22 protein-coding genes and 1 riboswitch are annotated in these 19,656 nt (G+C 61.6%); of the genes, 10 read left to right on the forward strand and 12 right to left on the reverse strand.

All coding sequences use genetic code 11. The annotated features are described in order from the left end of the window. Positions 1–40: 40 nt before the first annotated feature. The 7 genes from AAEZ05_RS21535 to AAEZ05_RS21565 form a co-directional block, all read right to left on the reverse strand. A complete protein-coding gene (locus AAEZ05_RS21535) occupies positions 41–892 on the reverse strand; it encodes a DUF3618 domain-containing protein (RefSeq protein ID WP_350648753.1) in 852 nt (283 codons plus the stop codon). Then, positions 889–1,320 carry a phage holin family protein gene (locus AAEZ05_RS21540; RefSeq protein ID WP_350648755.1) on the reverse strand — a complete coding sequence of 144 codons (432 nt, stop codon included), beginning with the start codon at positions 1,318–1,320 and terminating at the stop codon, positions 889–891. The genes AAEZ05_RS21535 and AAEZ05_RS21540 overlap by 4 nt, the downstream gene beginning before the upstream one ends. Next, positions 1,320–1,958: a hypothetical protein gene (locus AAEZ05_RS21545; RefSeq protein ID WP_350648757.1), complete on the reverse strand. Its 639-nt coding sequence runs from the start codon at positions 1,956–1,958 to the stop codon at positions 1,320–1,322. The genes AAEZ05_RS21540 and AAEZ05_RS21545 overlap by 1 nt, the downstream gene beginning before the upstream one ends. A 325-nt stretch (positions 1,959–2,283) precedes the next feature. After that, positions 2,284–3,375: an ABC transporter ATP-binding protein gene (locus tag AAEZ05_RS21550; RefSeq protein ID WP_205892430.1), complete on the reverse strand. Its 1,092-nt coding sequence runs from the start codon at positions 3,373–3,375 to the stop codon at positions 2,284–2,286. Positions 3,376–3,420: 45 nt separating this feature from the next. Next, entirely contained in the window at positions 3,421–4,209 is a 789-nt protein-coding gene (locus tag AAEZ05_RS21555; protein WP_045062195.1) for an ABC transporter permease, read from the reverse strand. Further along, the gene (locus AAEZ05_RS21560; RefSeq protein ID WP_045062196.1) at positions 4,206–5,126 is read right to left on the reverse strand and encodes an ABC transporter permease; all 921 of its coding nucleotides are present in this window, start codon (positions 5,124–5,126) and stop codon (positions 4,206–4,208) included. Before AAEZ05_RS21560 ends, AAEZ05_RS21555 begins: the two co-directional genes overlap by 4 nt. Before the next feature lie 23 nt (positions 5,127–5,149). Further along, the gene (locus tag AAEZ05_RS21565; protein ID WP_045062198.1) at positions 5,150–6,277 is read right to left on the reverse strand and encodes an extracellular solute-binding protein; all 1,128 of its coding nucleotides are present in this window, start codon (positions 6,275–6,277) and stop codon (positions 5,150–5,152) included. A gap of 287 nt (positions 6,278–6,564) precedes the next feature. Here AAEZ05_RS21565 and AAEZ05_RS21570 point away from each other — a divergent pair, with 287 nt between their 5' ends. The 3 genes from AAEZ05_RS21570 (at position 6,565) to cahR (ending at position 9,903) form a co-directional block, all read left to right on the forward strand. Further along, positions 6,565–7,338 (forward strand): creatininase, encoded by a 774-nt coding sequence (locus AAEZ05_RS21570; protein ID WP_045062201.1) that lies wholly within the window; start codon positions 6,565–6,567, stop codon positions 7,336–7,338. A 91-nt stretch (positions 7,339–7,429) separates the two neighbouring features. After that, on the forward strand, positions 7,430–8,818 hold the full coding sequence (gene gabP / locus AAEZ05_RS21575; RefSeq protein ID WP_045062207.1) for a GABA permease: 1,389 nt from the start codon (positions 7,430–7,432) through the stop codon (positions 8,816–8,818). Positions 8,819–8,925: 107 nt separating this feature from the next. Further along, complete coding sequence (gene cahR, locus AAEZ05_RS21580; protein ID WP_045062209.1) at positions 8,926–9,903, forward strand: transcriptional regulator CahA; 978 nt, start codon at positions 8,926–8,928, stop codon at positions 9,901–9,903. A gap of 30 nt (positions 9,904–9,933) precedes the next feature. On the opposite strand, the gene AAEZ05_RS21585 is transcribed toward cahR, so the two are convergent. Beyond that, positions 9,934–10,335 (reverse strand): VOC family protein, encoded by a 402-nt coding sequence (locus AAEZ05_RS21585; RefSeq protein WP_045062210.1) that lies wholly within the window; start codon positions 10,333–10,335, stop codon positions 9,934–9,936. Positions 10,336–10,521: 186 nt separating this feature from the next. After that, positions 10,522–10,716, forward strand: a riboswitch (cobalamin riboswitch). Between the two features lie 144 nt (positions 10,717–10,860). Here AAEZ05_RS21585 and AAEZ05_RS21590 point away from each other — a divergent pair. The 3 genes from AAEZ05_RS21590 to AAEZ05_RS21600 are packed head-to-tail and all read left to right on the forward strand — an operon-like array spanning position 10,861 to position 13,669. Further along, on the forward strand, positions 10,861–11,874 hold the full coding sequence (locus tag AAEZ05_RS21590; RefSeq protein ID WP_350648761.1) for an ABC transporter substrate-binding protein: 1,014 nt from the start codon (positions 10,861–10,863) through the stop codon (positions 11,872–11,874). Beyond that, positions 11,871–12,887, forward strand: coding sequence for a FecCD family ABC transporter permease (locus tag AAEZ05_RS21595; RefSeq protein WP_205892427.1), 1,017 nt, complete (start codon positions 11,871–11,873; stop codon positions 12,885–12,887). Before AAEZ05_RS21590 ends, AAEZ05_RS21595 begins: the two co-directional genes overlap by 4 nt. Beyond that, complete coding sequence (locus AAEZ05_RS21600) at positions 12,884–13,669, forward strand: ABC transporter ATP-binding protein (RefSeq protein WP_350648763.1); 786 nt, start codon at positions 12,884–12,886, stop codon at positions 13,667–13,669. Before AAEZ05_RS21595 ends, AAEZ05_RS21600 begins: the two co-directional genes overlap by 4 nt. Here AAEZ05_RS21600 and AAEZ05_RS30845 read toward each other — a convergent pair. Beyond that, entirely contained in the window at positions 13,563–13,841 is a 279-nt protein-coding gene (locus AAEZ05_RS30845; protein ID WP_502947784.1) for a nitrilase-related carbon-nitrogen hydrolase, read from the reverse strand. The genes AAEZ05_RS21600 and AAEZ05_RS30845 overlap by 107 nt on opposite strands. A gap of 84 nt (positions 13,842–13,925) precedes the next feature. Continuing rightward, positions 13,926–15,257, reverse strand: coding sequence for an aminotransferase-like domain-containing protein (locus AAEZ05_RS21610; RefSeq protein WP_350599683.1), 1,332 nt, complete (start codon positions 15,255–15,257; stop codon positions 13,926–13,928). An 82-nt stretch (positions 15,258–15,339) separates the two neighbouring features. Here AAEZ05_RS21610 and AAEZ05_RS21615 point away from each other — a divergent pair, with 82 nt between their 5' ends. Both AAEZ05_RS21615 and AAEZ05_RS21620 read left to right on the forward strand, forming a co-directional pair. Beyond that, on the forward strand, positions 15,340–16,236 hold the full coding sequence (locus AAEZ05_RS21615) for a DMT family transporter (protein WP_045062341.1): 897 nt from the start codon (positions 15,340–15,342) through the stop codon (positions 16,234–16,236). 63 nt (positions 16,237–16,299) lie between these two features. Then, complete coding sequence (locus AAEZ05_RS21620; protein WP_045062221.1) at positions 16,300–16,608, forward strand: NIPSNAP family protein; 309 nt, start codon at positions 16,300–16,302, stop codon at positions 16,606–16,608. A gap of 1 nt (position 16,609) precedes the next feature. Here the strand turns inward: AAEZ05_RS21620 and AAEZ05_RS21625 are convergent, their stop codons facing one another. Next, the gene (locus AAEZ05_RS21625; RefSeq protein ID WP_350599685.1) at positions 16,610–17,032 is read right to left on the reverse strand and encodes a DUF2268 domain-containing putative Zn-dependent protease; all 423 of its coding nucleotides are present in this window, start codon (positions 17,030–17,032) and stop codon (positions 16,610–16,612) included. Between the two features lie 81 nt (positions 17,033–17,113). On the opposite strand from AAEZ05_RS21625, the gene AAEZ05_RS21630 reads away from it, so the two are divergent. Beyond that, positions 17,114–18,526 carry a M15 family metallopeptidase gene (locus tag AAEZ05_RS21630; RefSeq protein WP_350648765.1) on the forward strand — a complete coding sequence of 471 codons (1,413 nt, stop codon included), beginning with the start codon at positions 17,114–17,116 and terminating at the stop codon, positions 18,524–18,526. A gap of 2 nt (positions 18,527–18,528) precedes the next feature. Here AAEZ05_RS21630 and AAEZ05_RS21635 read toward each other — a convergent pair whose 3' ends face one another. Further along, the gene (locus AAEZ05_RS21635) at positions 18,529–18,987 is read right to left on the reverse strand and encodes a GNAT family N-acetyltransferase (protein WP_350648767.1); all 459 of its coding nucleotides are present in this window, start codon (positions 18,985–18,987) and stop codon (positions 18,529–18,531) included. A gap of 119 nt (positions 18,988–19,106) precedes the next feature. Here AAEZ05_RS21635 and AAEZ05_RS21640 point away from each other — a divergent pair, with 119 nt between their 5' ends. Continuing rightward, complete coding sequence (locus AAEZ05_RS21640; RefSeq protein ID WP_350648769.1) at positions 19,107–19,499, forward strand: hypothetical protein; 393 nt, start codon at positions 19,107–19,109, stop codon at positions 19,497–19,499. Positions 19,500–19,656 lie beyond the last annotated feature (157 nt).

Genomic DNA, 19,656 nt, shown 5'->3' on the forward strand with positions numbered 1-19,656 from the left:
GGGAGGCCTGATGCAGGCCTCCCTTTTTTCACACCTGCTGTCAGGAAGTACCCAACCCCCCGGACAAGTCCGCTGGAGCGCTGGAGGCAGTGCGTTGTTGCCCGTTCGGGACGCTCCTGTTCATATCCGTCTGGGCGGTCGTTGGCGCCTCGGCATGATCAGTGGTCTTGGTGACGGTATCGCGCACCGCTTCAAATCCTTCACGCGCCTGCTGCTTGACCTTGTCCGTCAGTCCCACGCTGGTCTTGCCCAGGTAACGTTGCTCGGTAGCCGTCGAGGGGATCGCGGCGCCCAGTAACGCGCCTAGCGCGATGCCCGCCGCAGCGACCATCAACGGCTGTTCCCTGAGTAGATGTGTGAACTGATCCCCCATTGCCTGCGTACCGCGTGCCAGCCGATCGCTGGCGTCGTGCATGGCGTGACTGACGTTGTCAGTGGCGGCCCCCAGGCTGTCGCCCAGGTGCGAGGCCTTGCCCTTGACGGACTGGTAGCCTTCCTTCATGGAATCTGCGGTGTGGTGCAAGCGGTCCCGCGCGCTGTCAATGCCGTCCGACACGCCATCGGCCCACTCGCCGACCCTGCTGTGCTCTGGGCCACTGCGATAACCGACATTCGGGCTTGGGGGGCGATTCTGGCTCATCATCAGCCACAGCAACCCCACGGAGGTCAGCACGGCGGGCACCGGATTGTTGCGCACGCTGGTACCCAGGTTGGAGAGGAACGCGGTGCCGTTGCCTTGCATCACGCCCCACGCCTGGTCAAACATCTGGCCTGGGGTGAACTTGCTTTCCAGCGCATCGACGATGTTGCCAATGCTGGCGCGCTGTGCATCGATTTCACGCTCGATCGCTTCCGGGCTTTTTTCCGATTCCAATTCGAATTCGCTTTTCATGAGACTTTCCTCCGCAGGGCTTCCTGGTCCTTGTTCAAGGCATTCAGGGTGCGATCAGGCTTGAAGTGGGATGGCTCGAATTGCTTTTTACCCGACTGCAGCATGGCGAATCCGACGATCATCACCACCACGCCCACTATCAGTGCCGCGAGCCAGGGCGCCATCACCATCGACAGGCCGTAGACCACCGACATCAACAGGATGATGAAGCCCGCCAGCAGCACAATTGCCCCGCCGGCCACCCCGGCAATGCCGGCCTTGAGCGTAGTGAGACTGGCCTGCAGCTCGGCCTTGGCCAGGGCCAGTTCCTTGGTGAACAGGGCCGGCACCTCACGTGACAACTGGCGCAACAGGCCGACGACTGAAGCGTCGGTTTCAACCACGGGTACGGGGCGTGCGCCCGGCAGATCTGGGTTTTCTCTGTTCATCACAGTGCTCCCTTGAAGTCATTCGAACCTGGAGTTGTCGGGGTCGCAAAGTCGGTGGGATGGTCCTGCTCGCCCGGCGCGGACGGGGTGATGCCGGTGTCCAGCCCGGTGTGCGCAGCGACCGATGTTTCGTACGGGCGCTGCGCACCAAAGCCGCCGGGCGCAGGCGCAGAGCTGCTGTTCTCTGACGGCTGTTGCGCGCTGGCGGTATAGGCCGCAGCAGTACCAGCCTTGAGGAATCGCGACAGGCCAAAGCCCAGCGCGACGCTGCCTGCCAGGAACAGGGCAGGATTGTTGCGCGCCAGGTCGGCCGCATCGTGCAGCAACTGCTCGGCGCTTTTGCCGCGTAGATTACCGGCCAGGCCGGTCATGGATTCCGCCATGTCGGCCAGGTAGTCGGACATGCCGAGACTGTCCTTGTCTTCGCTCTCCGAGACAAAGGACTTTGCCCCTTTGGCCAATGCCTCGATCTGGTCGGCAGCCGTATCGCGGTACTGCCCGAACTGCGCATCCGCTTGTTGCCTCGCGTCACCGAGCGCCTCGGTGACGCCTTCCTTCAAATGTTGAAAATCGGCCTCCGGTCTTGCGGAGCCCTGATGATCGTTCTGGCCTTCAGTCCTGCTGTCTGGAATATTCATGACGTCCCTCGCCTTTCGAAAAATGCGTTTTCGGGTGCGCCACGACAGTTTCGCAGCCGCCCTCAGTTCAGATGACGGAGCTGCATTAACAGGAGTTCCAACAGAATGATGAGCGACAAACGCGCCGACGGGTGACCCAACAAGTGGTCTGAAAGCCACGTAAATAAAAAGAATTCAGGACACTGACTGCGGTCTGCGCCTGACTGTTGCACAGTCAGGACCGGGTACTCCAATGCGCGCTGACAGTCGGCCAGCCAGCTTGGATTTCGACTGGCCCAAGGTGATAGCGAGCAAGCTTTGCTTCTGCAGAGGGCGCCAGTCGGGGTCAGCTGCCATCGCGCAAAATCAGCGCATGCCCCCCCTCCCACTCGGCGAACAGGCTCTGCCCGCAATGCACGCCCAGGTGGTTGTAGTCGGCATGGGTCTTTTGCACCTTCAGCTCCAGGCCGCCGCAGGCTTCGAGATACACGTTAACCATCGAGCCAATGAACTCCTCCCCGACGACAGTGCACGCCAGCCGATTTTGCCGCACCGGCCGGGTGGTCAGTTCGATATGCTCGGCGCTGACACAGACCGTGACCGCCTCCCCCGCACTCACCGATTTTCCCTCCGGCAGTCTTGCGACGAAACTACCCTGCGCTGATTCCAGCCGCACCAGACCGCTGTCGTCGAACCCTGCCACCGTGCCGGGGAAGATGTTCTTGCCGCCGACGAACTCGGCCACGAAGCGATTGTGCGGTTCAACAAATACCGCCTGGGGCGTGCCAATCTGCTCCACCCGGCCACGGCTCATGATCACCACGCGATCCGCCATCGCAAAGGCCTCGGACTGACTGTGGGTGACGTAGACAAAGGTAATACCCAGGTCCTTTTGCAGACCGGTGAGCACCCCCTGCATGCGCACACTCAGGTGCGCATCGAGGGCACTCAATGGCTCGTCGAGCAGCAGGATTGGCGGTTCCGTGACCAGTGAACGGGCCAGCGCCACACGCTGGCGCTGGCCCCCGGACAGCAGGCTGATGTCCCGAGTGGCGAACTCCCCGAGGTCCAGACGCTCAAGCCAGTGCAACGCCTTTTTGCGCCGCTGCGCCTTGGCCATGCCGCGCATGCGCAGGCCGAACTCGACGTTTTCCAGTACATTCAAAAATGGGAACAACGCCAGGTTCTGCCACACCAGTGGCGTCTCCCGCTGCCAGGAATACAGGTCATTGATGCGCTCGCCGTTCAGGCGGATTTCGCCCTCGCTCGGTTTGTCGAGCCCGGCGAGCATGCGCAGTGTCGTGGTCTTGCCGCACCCACTGGAACCCATGATGGCGACGAATTCGCCTTTGTAGATCTCCAGGTTGAGCCGCTCGACAGCCTGGTAGCTGCCGAAATGCTTGACCACGTTGTCAAATACCACCAGCGGTTGAGTCATGGCGTAGTCCTTCGGGTTGGAGGGGTGTAGGGGCGCTGGTCGCGATCAAGCGTTGCGCCGACGCATCAACAGCAACTGCGCGAAGATCACCAGGCTCATGGTGGTAATGAAGACAATCGTGCCGATGGCGTTGATGGTCGGGCTCACCTGGCCTTGCAAGGTATTGAGGATGCGCACCGGAACGGTCTCGTTCAGGCCCGAGACGAACCAGGCCACCGCGAACTCGTCGAAGGACACTGCCATGGTCACGAACAACGCGGCGAAGATGCTCGGCGCAGTAAATGGCAGGATCACGAAGCGCATGGCCTTCCACTGGTTGGCTCCCAGGTTCCACGCCGCCGCCTCGATATGGGGATCCATCTGCGCCAGACGCATGCGGATGACTGCCATGGCGAACGGCGTGCACATCACGATATGGCTGATCATCACTGCGTAGATCGACCCTGACAGACCTACCCGGGAAAGGAACGCCAGCATCGCCAGGCCCATGATCACCACCGGAATGGTCGGCGGCAGCGTCGCGAGCGCCATGTAGATCGACTTGCCGAAAAACTGGTAACGAAAGTCGGTATAGGCCGCAGTGAAACCCAATAGAGTCGAAACCAGTGACACCACCACGCCCACCAGCAGACTGTTCCTGAACGCCTGCCAGACTGCCGGATCCGCAGCGATGACCTCGTACCAGTGCAGGCTGAAACCGCCCAGGGGCAAGGACGGAAAGCGGTCGATATTGAACGAGAACACAAAGCTGCCGGCGATGGGCGTGAAGATGAACATGAACACCAACACGACAAAACTGCGCAGCAGGAAGTTGATCAGGCGATGCTCGTTCATGGGCGTCTCCGATAAGCGAAGCGAACCGCAGCAAAGGCCGTGATCAGCAGCGTGATGATCATGACCGTCGCAATCACCGCTGCACGGGGCCATTGCTGACCGGACTTGGTGGTGTCGGTGATCAGGGTACTGAGGGTCGGTGGTTGACCGCCGCCCAGGTACAGCGGGCTGACAAAATCACCGAAGGTCAGGATGAAACAGAACAGCGCCGCCACGACGATGCCAATCCGCGCCGAAGGTATGACCACCAGCAGCACGGTGCGCCAACGCCCGCTGCCGAGGTTGTGCGCGGCCTCGATCAACGAACGATCGATGTACATCAGGCTGAACAATTGCAGCAGCACCACCAGGGGCAGGCACAGGGTGAAGTAGCCGACATAGGTGCCGACGGTGGTGTTCAACATGGCCACCGAGCCGATGCCGAGCAGCCCCAGCGCCGCGTTGAGAATGCCGTTGTCGCTCAGGAATACCTGCCACGAATACGTGCGCACCAGATAGCTGGTGAAAAACGGCGTGATCAGCAGCAGTACCAGTAGCTGCCGGGCAGAATCGCGAAACTTGAAGGCAATGGTGTAGGCACACGGAAACGCCACCAGGCTGACCAGTACAGTGGCGCCCGCCGCCATGGCCAGGGTGTGCACATAAGCGTCCCAGAAGAACCCGCGACTGAACATGTAGCTCCAGTTCAGCCACTCGAAGGTCGGTACCATCCGAAAGTTGCGCACCACCCAGAAACTGATCGCCACCAGGAAGGCCAGCGGAAACACGAAAAAAACCAATTGCCAGATCAGGATCGGCAGCGAAAAACACAGCCCGAACCACGGCACGTGCACGGCCTTCCTGGTGGTGCGCTGGCGTATGGCGGGGCTGCTGTCGGACAGTACCGGCGGTGAAGTCTTCAACTTGTCTGAAATCATTGCCACCTACTCCACGCGTCTTGTCAGGCACCCTTGTATTGCGACCAGAAGTCGTTCCAGTCTTCCAGGCTCTGCTGGACCGGCAGCTCGCGATATTTGATCCGGCCGTCGCGGATGTCATCCATGACGTTGCGCTGTCCCAGCACCATGCCCTGGCGCGTGGCTTCGGCGAGATCGGTCTGGTTGAGCAACTCCCAGCCTTTTTTGCTGGGAATAAGCGCGGGGTACGCGGCCATTTTTGCCGACTTGACCTGGCCCTGGGGTGAGGTGATGTACTGGATGAACTTCTTCGCCAGGTCCGGGCTGTGGGCTTTTCGGGCGATGCAGTAGGACTCCGTCCATTGCAGCCCGCCCTCCTTGGGCAACACGGTTTTTACCGGAGCGCCTGCGCGCTGCAGGACCCCGGTGATCCAGTCGCCAATGCCGCACATGGCATGCACCTGGCCGTTTTTCAGCGAGGAAAAGGTCCCGCCATAATCGAAGAAGCCGCCGATCTGCGGGCGCAGGCTCATGAGTTTCTGCTGCACGCTTTGCCAATGCGCAGCGTCGATGTCGTAAGGCCGCGCGTTGCCGTTGAGCAGGCTGATCTGGCCCAGGTTGGGCAGGTGCCAGTCGAAGTGCCCGACCTTGCCCTTGAGGCTTTCGTCCCAGAACAGGTCGTAGCTTTGCACCTTGGCTTCGGGAACCAGTTGAGTGTTGTAGGCAATGCCCAGGAATCCGAAGCGGATCAGCACAGAATAAAGCTTGTCGCCCTGCCAGTGCCCTGGGAAATGCTGGAACTCGGGGTAGAAATCATCAAAGGGGTAATCCGCCGGGTCGAGTTGCTCGATGTATTCGGCAGCGTTGAGTTGTTGCACGTATTCAGCATCGGACAGGATCAGGTCAAAGGTGCCGGGCGGCGATTGCGAGATCAGCCCCAGCATGTTGTCGCCGCCGGTGTAGTACTTGGCCCGGACCTTGACCCCGTACTGGCGCTCGAAATCGGCAACGATGTCCGGCTCAGCGTGACCGGCCCAGGCCAGGATGACCAGTTCTTTTTCCGCAGCGGCGAAGCTTCTCGCCGGTAGCAAGCCGCACAGCGCCGCGGTGCCTGCGAGGATGCCGGAAGTCTTGAGGAAGGTACGGCGTGAAAGGTCGATGCGCTTGTTCATGACATTTTTCCCCAGGTGTTGGAAGTGCCTCATTCCTGTCGCGGCCAACCCCACGCATCCTTGGCTGGCTGGCAGCATTGCAGCAGATCGCCATCAGTGTTCTTTGTGCACGCCCGACCTGCAATTGATCAGACCCGACCTGTGGCCGGCGCAAGGAGCTGCATGAGGCCGTATTGCCAACTACGGGTCGGATTTGGACAAATCGGCCACCTGCCAATCTGATCGAATCGTTCTACCCGCCACGGCCTGAAAATGACCTCTGGGTCAATTACTTAGATGGTGTACAGATGAACAACAGCGTCGTCATTGGAGAACTCACCTGGCCGGAATACGCGGCAAAAGTCGCGACCGGATGCCCGATCTTCCTGCCGGTGGGCGCTCTGGAGCAGCACGGACACCACATGTGCATGGAGGTCGATGTCCTGCTGCCCACCGCGATCTGCAAGGCGGTGGCGCATAACGTCAGTGGCCTGGTGTTGCCCGCACTGGCGTACGGCTACAAGTCCCAGCAGAAATCCGGCGGTGGCAATCACTTTCCTGGCACCACCAGCCTCGATGGCGCCACCCTCACCCACACCGTGCAGGACATCATTCGCGAGCTGGCACGCCACGGAGCGCGCAAGCTCGTGCTGATGAATGGACATTTTGAAAACTCGATGTTCATCGTCGAGGGCATCGACCTGGCGCTGCGCGAACTGCGCTATGGCGGCATCACCGACTTCAAGGTGGTGGTGCTGTCCTACTGGGATTTCGTCAACGATCCGGCCGTCATCGCCAAGCTGTATCCCGAGGGATTCCTCGGCTGGGATATCGAGCACGGCGGCGTCTTCGAAACTTCGCTGATGCTGGCCCTGCACCCGGACAAGGTCGATCTCGACCGGGCGGTGGATCATCCCCCCGCCACCTTCCCGCCCTACGACGTCTTCCCGATCATCCCTGAGCGCACGCCCGCATGCGGCACGCTGTCTTCGCCCAAAGGTTCCAGCCGCGAGAAAGGCGAGTTGATCCTCGACGTCTGCGTGTCCGGTATCAGCGCTGCGGTACGCGAAGCCTTTGCTTGAATGACTTGAACAGCGCACGGACGTGCCCGACCAGGTAACACTGCGGTTAACGCTTCACCCTCTCAAATACAACAAAAAAAGGGTAAGTCTCATGTCCAGTTCCTCAACTCTGGCGCCAGGCCTCAAGCAGCGTCACGTCACAATGTTGTCCATCGCCGGAGCCATTGGCGCCGGCCTGTTCATCGGCTCGGGCCACGCCATCGCGTCGGCCGGACCTGCGGCGATTCTGGCGTATATATTTTCCGGCACCCTGGTGGTGCTGGTCATGCGCATGCTCGGCGAAATGGCTGTGGCCTCGCCCGACACCGGGTCGTTTTCCACCTACGCCGAACGCGCCATGGGCCGTAGTGCCGGTTTCACCATCGGCTGGCTCTATTGGTGGTTCTGGGTGCTGGTGATTCCCATCGAAGCCATCGCTGCCGCCGCCATCCTCCACGCCTGGTTCCCGTCCATCCAGACTTGGGAGTTCGCCATAGCGGTCACCGGGCTGCTGACCCTGACCAACCTGTTCAGCGTGGCGCGCTACGGCGAGTTCGAATTCTGGTTCGCCATGCTTAAAGTCATCGCCGTGCTGGGGTTCATCGCCCTAGGTGCGCTGGCGCTGGTGGGTGGGCTGCCCGAGACCACCGTCAGTGGCGTGGCCCAGCTCAGCAAGGAGTTCGGCGGCTTTATGCCCAATGGCTGGACCGCCGTCATCGGCGCGATGCTCACCACGGTGTTCAGTTTCATGGGCACCGAGATTGTTACCATTGCCGCAGCCGAATCGCAGAACCCGTCGAAGCAGATCACCCGTGCGACCAACTCGGTCGTGTGGCGAATGGGGATTTTCTACATCGTCTCGGTGTTCCTGATCATCTCCATCGTTCCCTGGAATGACCCGATGCTGGTGACAGTGGGCTCGTATCAACGGGCGCTGGAGCTGATGAACATTCCCCACGCGAAGATGATCGTCGACATCGTGGTCCTGATTGCCGTCGCCAGCTGCCTGAACTCCGCCATCTATACCGCCTCGCGCATGGTCTACTCCCTGAGCAAACGGGGCGACGGCCCGCGCATCCTGCAAAAAACCTCAGGCTCCGGCGTACCCTACATCGCCGTGCTGGCCAGCACCGCAGTGGGCTTCCTGACCACGGCACTGAATTACTTTGCCCCCAACGAGGTGTTCGCTTTCCTGCTGGCCAGTTCCGGAGCCGTGGCCTTGCTGGTGTACCTGGCGATTGCCGTGTCGCAGCTGATATTGCGCCGCAAGATGAACGCCTCGGGACACCCGATCGTCTTCAAGATGTGGTTCTACCCGTGGCTCAGCTACCTGGTGATTTTGTGCATTCTGAGCATCCTGACCGTCATGCTGATTCTGCCGCAGCACCGCATGGAAGTGCTGGCGACCGGTGCGCTGACCCTGTCCATCGTGTGCATGGGCGCGATTTTCAACTCCAGGAAACGTCCTGCGCCAGCACCTGCTGAAACCCGCAACGCCTGAGGTCAAACAGCGTCAAGCTGCCCCCCGCTCACCTCTTTCCGGCCGCTTTCGCACCACGAAACTGGCCGGTTTTTTATTTGTACAAGCGCAGAACAAGAGGATGGTCCATGTCTGCCTACGAACAACGGCCAGTGAAAACCGTGGGTTTTCTGGTCATCCAGAACTTCACCACCATCGGCTTCGCCTCCGCCGTGGAAACCTTGCGCATGGCCAACATGGCCGCCCGCCAGCCGATGTACCGCACCCTGATCATCGCCGCCAGCCTGGAGCCGGTCACCGCCAGCAACGGCATGCGCATCCTGCCCGATTACTCGATCGAAGACGCACCGAAACTCGACATGTTGTTTGTGGTGGGCTCCAACCCGATCGTGTCCAATCACAGCAGCCGACCGTTGCTCGGCTGGCTGCGCAAACTGGCGCATCTGCAGGTGCCCTTGGGCGGCATCTGCACCGGCAGCCACTTGCTCGCCCGGGCTGACCTGCTCAAGGGTTACCGCTGCACGATCCACTGGGAGGACTACGAGGCGCTGAGCGAGCGCTTTCCCGGGATCGTCATTTCCAACCAGTTGTTCGAACTCGATCGCGACCGCTACACCTGCTCCGGCGGAGTGGCGGCCATGGACATGACGTTGCAGTTGATCGCTCGCGAACCTGGCGGGCGGGACATCGCCGCCCATGCCGCGGAACTGCTGTTGTGTGATCGCGCCCGAGGCGCCCAGGAACGCCAGCGCGTGCCGCTGCGGCAGAAGCTCGGCACCTCCCAGCCCAAGCTCAGCCAGATTGTGGCGATCATGGAAGCCAACATCGAGGAGCCGTTGGGGCTGGAAGAACTGGCGCGCTTGAACGAGGTGTCGGTGCGGCAACTGGAGCGACTGTTTCACAAACACCTCAAGCGCACACCCAGTCAGTACTACCTGGAACTGCGCCTGTCCCGGGCCCGGCAGTTGCTGCTGCGTAGCGAGGCGCAGGTCCGCGATGTCGCCCTGGCGTGCGGCTTCGTTTCACCGGCACATTTCTCCAAGTGCTACAGCCGCTATTTTGGTCTGTCGCCGATGGGGGAGCGCCGGCAGGTAGCGGTGCACTAGACGTCTTGTGTTGGCTGCACTGACGCCTTCTCACTCCAACCCATCCGCATGCACAAAGCACAATTTGTTGCCCTCCGGATCCCTGCAATAGGCGCCGAAATAATCCGGTGAGTAATGCGCGCGTATCCCGGGGGCGCCCTCATCCGTCGCGCCTGTGGCGATGGCCGCTGACCAGGCGGCCTGCACCTGCTCGCGCGAGCGGCAGGCAAAGCTGACCTGGGTGCCATTACCCCAGTTCGCCGGTAACCCGTTGTAGGGCAACTGGATGAAGAACTGTGGCCAGCTCTTGCCCGGATACTGCCAGCCCGAGCCCGGTGGGCCGCCATCGTTTTCGTCGGGCATGCGCTCCAGGCCCAGGGGTTGGAGGATCGTGTCGTAGAAGGTGGTCATGGCGGCGAGATCGCGGGCGCCTAGGATAATGTGGCTGAACATGGCTGGGCTCCTGGGGTGGAGTGGGCTGTTGCTGGATTGCTGGATTGCTGGATTGCTGGATTGCTGAGATTAGCGCAAAGGCAAGATCAAGAGATCGCAGCCTCGTTGCACTCGACAGCTCCTACGCAGCTCCTACGCAGCGCCTGCGGGAATCGGGCACGCGGGTTCCCCAAGGGCAGCCGGATCGACTACCATGCCGCCGCCGGTTTCCACATGGGATTAATAGGGAATCCGTGATGCTCGCGCAGCATCAAACGGAACTGCCCCCGCAACTGTAGGTGCTGAGCCTGCTCCACGACTGCCACTGGGATCGCTCCCGGGAAGGCCGGAGCCAGGTGATGACGCACCAGTCAGGAGACCTGCCGGCCAAGCAAATCACTAACCGGCGGGGTGTCCGGGAAGGACATCCTTGGCGCGCGGGTCATCTTGGTGACCAGCAGTGCACTGCATTTGCGGCAGCGTTCGATGATGTGTTTCCAGACCGTATTGCCCTGCTCCGTTTACGGTTCAACTGGAGATCGCCCCATGCTGCTGCCCCGCTTCGCCACCCTCTGCACGGGCCTGGGTCTTTGCGCCCTCGCCCAGGCGGCACCGACGCAATACCCCCTGACCGTGGAGAACTGCGGCAGCACGCTGACGTTCCAGCAGGCGCCGAGCCGAGCAGTAACCATCGGCCAGGCCGGCACGGAAATGCTCTATGCCATGGGATTGAGCAACCGGCTGGTGGGCACCTCGCTGTGGTTCAACGACGTGCTGGGCCGCTACAAGACCGAGAACGACAAGGTGCCGCGCCTGGCTGACAACGAGCCGAGCTTCGAGGCGGTGATTGGCAAGCGGCCACAGCTGGTGGCAGTGGAACTGGAGTGGATGGTCGGCCCGCAAGGCGCAGTCGGCACCCGCGAACAATTCCATGAGTTGCAGATTCCCACCTACCTGATGCCTTCCGACTGCGAAGCCAAGGACAACCTGGTGGGCGCCGACGGCACGCGGCTCGAAGCGTTTCGCATCGACAGCCTGTACAAGAGCGTCAGCCAGCTGGCGGCAATCTTCGATGTGCAGGAGCGTGGCGAGAAGTTGAACGCCGAGCTCAAGGCCAGCCTGGCGAAGTCCATTGCCATGGTGCAAAACAAGGACCTGAAGCACACCAGCGCGCTGTTCTGGTTCTCCAGCGCCAGCCTGGATATCGACCCCTATGTTGCCGGCCACAAGGGCATTCCCGATTTCATGCTCAACACCCTGGGCGTGCGCAACGTGGTGCAGTCCGACGAAGAATGGCCAACGGTGGGCTGGGAAACCATTGCCAAGGCCAACCCGACATTCCTGGTGATTGCCCGTATGGATCGGCGCCGCTTCCCGGCTGACGACCACGAAAAGAAACTGGCCTTCCTGCGCAGTGACCCGGTCACGCGCAACATGGACGCGGTGAAAAACAATCGCATCATCATCCTCGACGCCATGGCGATGCAGGCCAGCCTGCGGATGTTCGATGGCCTGGAAACACTGGCCACCGCCATCAACGGCTACGACTTGCCGAAATGACCGGGACGCTGATTCGCACGCTGCTGGCCTTCGTCACACTGCTGCTGGCGGTGATCGCCGGCGTGGCCATTGGTGAAACGCCGATCGAGCCGGGCGTGGTGTTCCAGGTATTGGCCAACAAATTGTGGGCAGCCGGTCATGTGCTCGACCCGATCGACGAAGGCATCGTCTGGAACTACCGCCTGACCCGGGCACTGGTGGCCGCGGCTTGCGGTGCAGGCCTGGCCACCTGTGGGGTGATCCTGCAATCACTGCTGCGCAATCCACTCGCCGATCCCTACCTGCTGGGTATCTCCGCCGGGGCTTCCACAGGGGCGGTTCTGGTAGCGTTGCTGGGGCTGGGCGCGGGGGCCATTTCGTTATCCGTCGGCGCTTTCGCCGGGGCTGTCGCAGCCTTCGTGCTGGTGATTTTGCTGGCGCGGGTCAGCGGATCGTCCAGCGGCACCGGGCAGATCATCCTGGCCGGCATTGCCGGCTCGCAACTGTTCAACGCGCTGACGGCGTTCCTGATCACCAAGTCCGCCAGTGCCGAACAGGCTCGCGGCATCCTGTTCTGGCTGCTGGGCAATCTCAGTGGCGTGCGCTGGCCGTCGGTGTGGTTATCGGTGCCCGTGGCCCTGCTTGGCCTGGCGGTGTGCCTGTGGCACCGGCGGGCGCTGGACGCGTTCACGTTCGGGGTCGATTCCGCAGCCTCCCTTGGTATCCCGGTGCGCCGGGTGCAGTTCATATTGGTGGGCAGCGCGGCGCTGGTGACGGCCGTAATGGTGTCGATCGTCGGCTCCATCGGTTTTGTCGGGCTGGTCATTCCCCATGCCGTGCGCCTGTTGCTGGGCACCCGTCACGCCCGCTTGCTGCCTGCCAGCGCGCTGGGTGGCGCGCTGTTCCTGATCGCGGCAGATGTGTTGTCGAGGACGTTGATCAAGGGCCAGGTGATTCCGGTCGGGGTCATCACCGCTCTGGTGGGCGCACCGGTGTTTGCGTTGATCCTGGTCGGGCGGAGGAATGCCCGATGAGCGGCGAAGCGTTGGTATTGAGCTGCGCCGGGCTGGGGTTCGATGTCCGCGAGGTGCAGTTGTTGCACGACATCGATCTGCACATTCAACGCGGGGAAACGCTGGGCATCGTCGGGCCCAATGGCTCTGGTAAATCGACCTTGCTCAAGTTGCTCGCCGGGGTACGCGAGCCGTCCCGGGGCGAAGTGTTCCTGGGCGGCACACGCCTGGGCAAGCTGCCGCGGCGAACGATTGCGCAAATCCTGGCGGTGGTTGAACAGCAGGCGACCACCGATGATGCCATCCGTGTGCTCGACGCCGTTGCCCTGGGGCGAACCCCCTGGCTGTCAGCGTTGCGCCCGTGGTCCCGGGAAGACGCACACATTGTCGAGCAGGCGTTGGTTGACGTCGATGCCGCGCACTTGAAAAACCGCACCTGGCGCAGCCTCTCCGGCGGGGAGCGCCAACGCGTGCATATCGCTCGCGCCCTGGCCCAGCGGCCGCAAATCCTGCTGCTGGATGAGCCCACCAATCACCTGGACATCCAGCATCAGCTGTCGATTTTGCAGGTGGTGCATGCCCTGCCCGTCACCACGGTGATCGCCCTGCACGATCTCAACCAGGCACTCACCTGTGACCGCCTGGCCGTGCTCGAACGCGGTCGACTGGTGGCGCTGGGCGCCCCCGTGGAAGTGCTCACGCCCAAGCGCCTGCAAGACACATTCGGCGTGCAGGCGCATTACCTGATTGATCCGTTTGACGGGGCGCAGATCCTGCGTTTTCGCGGTGCGCCTGGTCTGTGAATCGCGCCAGTGCGGCAATATTGGCGCGATCGAGAAACCCGGTGATCTGCGACTCGGGGAAAATCACGATATCGGTACCTGGCGCACAGGCCGCAACGGCATCCAGGGTGCGCTGCAGGTTGTAGGCGACATCGCCATCGCGACCCGCCATCTGTATGAGTTCAAGCTTCATTGTCGGACCTTTGAGGTGAAATACGTCCCGGCCAGGAAACGAATGACTTTTGCCAGAGGCCAGGCAAGTATGCGTATCACCCGCCTACGAATACGCCTCCACCATCCACTTCACCCGAGCCAACGCCTGCCCAAGCGTATCAATGTCCACCGAGCCCAACGCCAGGCGAATTGCATGGGGCACATGCGCCGAAGTGGCAAACGGCTCGGCCGTCGAAACGGCAATATTCTCCTCCATCAACGCCTTGGTAATCTGGTCCGCCCGGGCATCTTCGCCCAGCGGCAACCACAGGAAATACGACGACGGATGCGTCACGCAGCGCAGCCCATCCAGCGCACGCAACGCAACGATCTGCCTGGCCTGGGCGTCGGCCCGCTTCTCGGCTTCCAGTTGCATCACCGTGCCATCGTCCAGCCAGGCACAGGCAATCGCAGTCATCACCCCCGGGGTGTTCCAGGTGGTGGACCGGATAGCGCGCTCGATGGCGGCCACCTTGTCCAGAGGCGCGGCGACAAAACCGATGCGCAGGCCGGTGGCGATGCTCTTGGATAAACCGGACACATAGACGGTCCGCTCCGGCGCCAACGTAAACAGCGGTGGCGGCGGGTTTTCGGCGAGGAACGCGTAGGCTGCATCCTCGATTATCAGCAGCCCGTGCTTGCGCGAAATGGCCACCAATTGCTCACGTTGCGCGGCAGGCATCACCCAGCCCAAGGGATTGTGCAGCGTCGGCATGCTGTACACCGCCCGCACTCGCCGACTGCGGCAAAGTTTTTCCAGGGCCTCGAGATCCGGCCCGTCGGCGCCACCAGGAATCGGCGCGATTTCCAGGTGCAGCGCTTCGGCCAGCACCTTGAAGCCCGAATAGGTCAAGGCGTCTGCGGCGATCACGTCGCCCGGCTTGAGCAACGCCATCATCGTCACCGCCAGGCCATGCTGGGCGCCGCTGACCATCAGCACTTGATCGGCATCGACAGCCAGCCCGCGCGCGCCCAGGTGCCGAGCCACCGACGCACGCTCGTGCATGCGCCCCGCATGGGGTTGATAGCGCAACAGCGCCTCCAGGTCACCGCCAGCGGCCAACTGGCGCAACGCACTGCGCAGCATCTCGCCCTGCCCCGGCAGCGACGGATAGTTGAAGTTGAGGTCGATCATGCCAGCGACGACCTCCTGCTGGTCGATGCCCAGGTTGGGCGGCAGCGAAGTCTCCCGGACAAAGGTGCCGCGCCCGGTTTCGCCACTCACCAGGCCCATGGCTTCGAGCTCGCCATACACCCGACTCGCGGTCACCAGCGCCAGACCTTCACGGGTGGCCAGTTGGCGGTGAGTCGGCAAGCGGGTGCCCGGCAGCAGGCGACCGGCACGGATATCGGCGGCAAAGGTATCCACCAGGGACTTGTAACGCGAGCGCGGCATGGGCGATGTATCCATGACAATTTTTTGATTGTTATTGATTCTCGACCCTAGGATGGCTTTCTGCAAATTTGAGTGTGACGAAATGGAACGTGCATCAAGCCTGCAAAATCCTGGCCGGGAAAAGTCCGCGAGCGGCTGGCTCAACGGTTTTATCGGAGTGCTGATCTTCAGCGGCTCGCTGCCCGCCACCCGCCTGGCCGTGCTGGAGTTCGATCCGGTGTTCCTCACGGTGGCCCGCGCCAGCATCGCCGGGTTGCTGGCGCTGTGCATGCTGTGGCTGTTCAGGGAACAGCGCCCGGCGCGGCATCAACTGCTGCCCCTGGCCATCGTCGCGTTGGGTGTTGTCCTGGGTTTCCCGTTGTTGACCGCCCTGGCTTTGCAATATGTGACATCTGCCCATTCGATCGTCTTCGTCGGCCTGCTGCCCCTGGCCACCGCGGTATTTGGCGTGCTGCGCGGCGGTGAACGTCCGCGACCGGTGTTCTGGTTGTTCTCGATTCTGGGCAGCCTGCTGGTAGTCGGCTTTGCTCTCTCCCAAGGCGTGACCGCCTCGCCCATCGGCGATTTATTGATGTTGGCGGCCATCCTCGCCTGCGGCCTCGGATATGCCGAAGGCGCAAAGCTGTCCAGGACCCTCGGTGGCTGGCAGGTAATCTGCTGGGCACTGGTGCTGTCGTTGCCGGTGATGGCGCCACTGGCCTGGTGGCTCGCGCCGCCGACCCTCTCGGGCATCACGCCCTCGGCGTGGGTGTGCCTGGGGTACGTGTCGATTTTCAGCATGCTGGTGGGTTTTGTGTTCTGGTATCGCGGACTGGCGCAGGGCGGTATCGCGGCAGTCGGCCAGTTGCAATTGCTGCAGCCGTTTTTCGGCCTGGCTCTGGCAGCCACGCTGCTGCATGAACAGGTCAGCCCGGGCATGCTGGTGGTGACGGTGGCGGTGATTTTATGTGTGGCCGGGGCGAAAAAGTTTTCCAGGTAAGATTAGGGCCAAGGCGATCCGTGATTTCATAGCACTTTGATTGGCAATTATTGAGGAAACATCGTGGTCACTTGTTATCTGAAGTACGTGCTTGATCCCTATCAGCTCAAAGCGTTCGAGTACTACGCGAAGTTATGGATTCCGCTGGTTGAAAAATTCGGCGGGCAGCATCACGGCTATTTTCTGCCTTCCGAGGGCGCCAACAATATCGCCATGGCGATGTTCACCTTTGCGAGCCTGGCGGAGTATGAGCGTTATCGCCAGGACTCGATGCAAGACCCGGAGTGCATCGCCGCCTTCAAGTACGCTGAGGAAACCAAGTGCATTCTCAGCTATGAGCGCAGTTTTTTCCGGCCGGTGTTTGGGGGTTAACTCAGGTTTTGCGTAAAACCAATCCTGCTTCGACTGCCGAATCGATGATCAAGCTGGCAGGGACATTGATCCAGGTCGCCGCGTCAATGTCGCCTGCCCCCGCCAGCCACTGCTCCACTATCTGATAACCAAGGGTGTAGCCCAGCCATCTTGGATGAACTCCGGTGCCGAAGAACCTCGCGCTGTGGTCGTAGTACGTGGCGTCGAGGGCCTGGCGATCGGTCGGAGTGCGCAGCAGATCAGCGCGGTTTACCGCGCTCTCCCAGGGTTCTGCGGTGCTGCCGAGCAGATGCCGGACGAACTGTCCGGCCAAGCCCTCGCTGACCAATGCCTCGCCGAGGGTCCAGCCGTAGCCGGGACCCGCCATGCGCAGGCAGTGATGAACCTCATGGATGATCTGCCGGTGCAGCGTCCATGAGCCCATTCATCTATCCCTTCTATCGTTGTGGAGGCTAAGCTCAGCCAGCCAAGCGGCCAATCATATCCACCGGAAGCCACTCTGACCATGCGCCTGAGAACTGCAATTTTCGCCCTTCTGAACCTTGCCATGGTGGCCACGGCCAGCGCCGAGTCCCGGCCCGGGCACATGGTGTATTTGCGCACTATCGACCCGAGCATCGAGCAGGACATGCGCTACGCCAGCGCCCATAACTTCACCGGTCGCGCGCTTGAAGGGTATGGCGCCGCCGAGTGCCTGTTGTCCCTGGAGACCGCCCAGGCCCTGGCACGGGTGCAGTCATCCCTGCGCGCAGAAGGCTATGGCTTGAAGGTTTTCGACTGCTATCGTCCCAACCGCGCAGTGGCCGACATGGGACGCTTTGCTACAGAGCCCGGCGACCCGCGCAAGACCGAGTTTTACCCTCGGGTAGATAAGCAGGACTTCTGGCGACTGGGTTATGTGGCGCGGGTTTCTGGCCACTCCAAAGGCTCAACCGTCGACCTGACCCTGACCGGACCGCAAGCGCTGCCCGCCGCCAAATGGACGCCGGCGGCTTCGCAGGCAGACTGCACCGCGCCATTTGACCAGCGCTGGCATGATGGTGCTGTCGACATGGGCACCGGTTTTGATTGTTTCGACGAGCGCGCCCACAGCGCCAGCGCCGCGATCAATGCCACGGCGAAATCCAATCGCCAGCGCCTCACCAGCGCGATGGAAAAGGCGGGCTTTTCCGGCTATTCGAAGGAGTGGTGGCACTTCACCTACGCGGGTGAGGGGTCGAAAAAACAGGTGATGGATTTCCCGATCACCCACCTGGGCGCTCGCGATCTGATCGACGCCAGCCAGCAGTTGATCGTGGTCACCAGCAAAAGCTGGGACGACACCCAGGGCAGCGCCCAGCGCTATGAACGCGAGGGCAGCACCTTGCGCAAAGCCGGCGACGCCTTTGCGGTGGTAGTTGGCAAGCACGGGATGGCCTGGGGCAAGGGTTCGTTCGAACCCGGTGCAGGCCCGGTCAAACGTGAAGGCGACGGCAAGGCACCTGCCGGTGTATTCACCTTGGGCACGGCATTCGGTTTCGATCCAGCCGCGCCGACAAAGCTGCCGTACCTGGCGCTGACGCCGTCCACCGAATGCGTGGATGACAGCCAATCCCCGCGCTACAACGAACTGGTCGACGGCGCCGCCATTGCCAAAGATTGGAACAGCTCCGAGCGCATGCGCAGCGAGGACGTGCTGTATCGCCAAGGCATCTTCATCGATCACAACACCCCGGCGACTCGCGGCGCAGGCTCGTGCATCTTCTTCCACATCTGGCGCAGTCCCAACTCGCCAACGGCGGGTTGCACGGCCATGGACACGGCGGACATCACCCGCTTGCTTGGCTGGCTGGACCCTCGGCAATTGCCACTGCTGGTGCAAATGCCCGAAGCGCAATACGAGCAGGTTCGCGCATCCTGGGGCCTGCCGGCACGCTGATTTCAGCGCTGCTGCAAATCGAGGCAGTAGGTGTAGTAACCGCTGTCGCGCACGTAACCCAGCGACTCGTACAAGCGCTGGGCGTTAACGTTATCGGTAGCGGTTTCCAGCACCATGCCTTTGCCGCCAGACAACACCGCAAAGGAGCGTGCCGTATTCATCAGCAAAGTTCCGACTCCGCGACCGCGGGCATTGGCCGTGCTGAACAGGTCTCCAAGCAGCCATGTACGGTGCGCGTCGATGGAGGAAAAGGTCGGGAACAGCTGGACAAATCCCAGCGCCTCGCCTGTGTCGTCCTGGGCAAGGAAAATCACCGACTCATCCCGGGCGATGCGCTCGGCGATGAAAGCTCGCGACTGCGCCAGGTTGGAAGGTTGGCGGTAGAAAACGCGATAGGCGTCGAACAACGGAGCGATGAGGTCGAGGTGACTGGCGTCGGCGCGCAAGGCGTGTAGGGACATGGAGGATTGTCTCCGTGGGGTTGGATTGGGGTATTGTTGGTAGGCAAGGATAGATCAAAAGATCGCAGCCTCGTTTTACTCGACAGCTCCTACGGCTCCCCTCTTGAAATGGACCTCAAATGAAAACTGACTGGCAACAGATCCGCGACATGATGAACACTGTCATCGACAGCTGCGAACAGCTGGAAGCAGCAGGCCTCAGAGAAGAACACCGCGCCGCGACCGTGCACATCAACGGCGTCGATTGTTCAGTCCAGGAGTTTCTGATCAGTGCCTGGACCTTGCCGGAAAACATCCGCTACCAGATCATTCGCGAACGCCACGAAACCAGGGATGACCTCCCCTATGTGCCGGAGGCGGCGCGGATCCTGATCGCAATGGCGCAGGCCTGTGCAGAACTGGTGGGGGCCGGTGACAGTGCGCCGGCGAAGACTGCCATTGAAGGAATGAATCATTGGTACAAGGCGTATGCGGTGCCTCATATGACGGCTGCGATCAAAGGCGCAGAGTAACGATAAAGCGTGCATTCTGGATGAACCCGGCGCCCTCGCGAGCAGCCCGCGAATCTAAAAATCCCTGCCCGCCACAGATACCCTGTAGATACTCTGTTACCGGTCAAGCTTTCAGCAGGTGTTTTTCGCTGAAAAGCTTGGCCGTGTCGAAATCTTC

Origin of the sequence: Pseudomonas sp. HY13-MNA-CIBAN-0226, assembly GCF_040310305.1 — a bacterium.
Classification (GTDB): Bacteria; Pseudomonadota; Gammaproteobacteria; order Pseudomonadales; family Pseudomonadaceae; genus Aquipseudomonas; species Aquipseudomonas gregormendelii.

Coding starts and splice junctions, on each gene's coding strand:
- AAEZ05_RS21610 (WP_350599683.1), bottom strand. CDS start 15,257: ATGCCGCGCTCGCGTTACAAGTCCCTGGTGGATACCTTTGCCGCCGAT.
- AAEZ05_RS21555 (WP_045062195.1), bottom strand. CDS start 4,209: ATGAACGAGCATCGCCTGATCAACTTCCTGCTGCGCAGTTTTGTCGTG.
- AAEZ05_RS21570 (WP_045062201.1), top strand. CDS start 6,565: ATGAACAACAGCGTCGTCATTGGAGAACTCACCTGGCCGGAATACGCG.
- AAEZ05_RS21545 (WP_350648757.1), bottom strand. CDS start 1,958: ATGAATATTCCAGACAGCAGGACTGAAGGCCAGAACGATCATCAGGGC.
- AAEZ05_RS21615 (WP_045062341.1), top strand. CDS start 15,340: ATGGAACGTGCATCAAGCCTGCAAAATCCTGGCCGGGAAAAGTCCGCG.
- AAEZ05_RS21590 (WP_350648761.1), top strand. CDS start 10,861: ATGCTGCTGCCCCGCTTCGCCACCCTCTGCACGGGCCTGGGTCTTTGC.
- AAEZ05_RS30845 (WP_502947784.1), bottom strand. CDS start 13,841: ATGAAGCTTGAACTCATACAGATGGCGGGTCGCGATGGCGATGTCGCC.
- AAEZ05_RS21600 (WP_350648763.1), top strand. CDS start 12,884: ATGAGCGGCGAAGCGTTGGTATTGAGCTGCGCCGGGCTGGGGTTCGAT.
- AAEZ05_RS21585 (WP_045062210.1), bottom strand. CDS start 10,335: ATGTTCAGCCACATTATCCTAGGCGCCCGCGATCTCGCCGCCATGACC.
- AAEZ05_RS21565 (WP_045062198.1), bottom strand. CDS start 6,277: ATGAACAAGCGCATCGACCTTTCACGCCGTACCTTCCTCAAGACTTCC.
- cahR (WP_045062209.1), top strand. CDS start 8,926: ATGTCTGCCTACGAACAACGGCCAGTGAAAACCGTGGGTTTTCTGGTC.
- gabP (WP_045062207.1), top strand. CDS start 7,430: ATGTCCAGTTCCTCAACTCTGGCGCCAGGCCTCAAGCAGCGTCACGTC.
- AAEZ05_RS21550 (WP_205892430.1), bottom strand. CDS start 3,375: ATGACTCAACCGCTGGTGGTATTTGACAACGTGGTCAAGCATTTCGGC.
- AAEZ05_RS21635 (WP_350648767.1), bottom strand. CDS start 18,987: ATGTCCCTACACGCCTTGCGCGCCGACGCCAGTCACCTCGACCTCATC.
- AAEZ05_RS21535 (WP_350648753.1), bottom strand. CDS start 892: ATGAAAAGCGAATTCGAATTGGAATCGGAAAAAAGCCCGGAAGCGATC.
- AAEZ05_RS21595 (WP_205892427.1), top strand. CDS start 11,871: ATGACCGGGACGCTGATTCGCACGCTGCTGGCCTTCGTCACACTGCTG.
- AAEZ05_RS21630 (WP_350648765.1), top strand. CDS start 17,114: ATGCGCCTGAGAACTGCAATTTTCGCCCTTCTGAACCTTGCCATGGTG.
- AAEZ05_RS21540 (WP_350648755.1), bottom strand. CDS start 1,320: ATGAACAGAGAAAACCCAGATCTGCCGGGCGCACGCCCCGTACCCGTG.
- AAEZ05_RS21640 (WP_350648769.1), top strand. CDS start 19,107: ATGAAAACTGACTGGCAACAGATCCGCGACATGATGAACACTGTCATC.
- AAEZ05_RS21560 (WP_045062196.1), bottom strand. CDS start 5,126: ATGATTTCAGACAAGTTGAAGACTTCACCGCCGGTACTGTCCGACAGC.
- AAEZ05_RS21625 (WP_350599685.1), bottom strand. CDS start 17,032: ATGGGCTCATGGACGCTGCACCGGCAGATCATCCATGAGGTTCATCAC.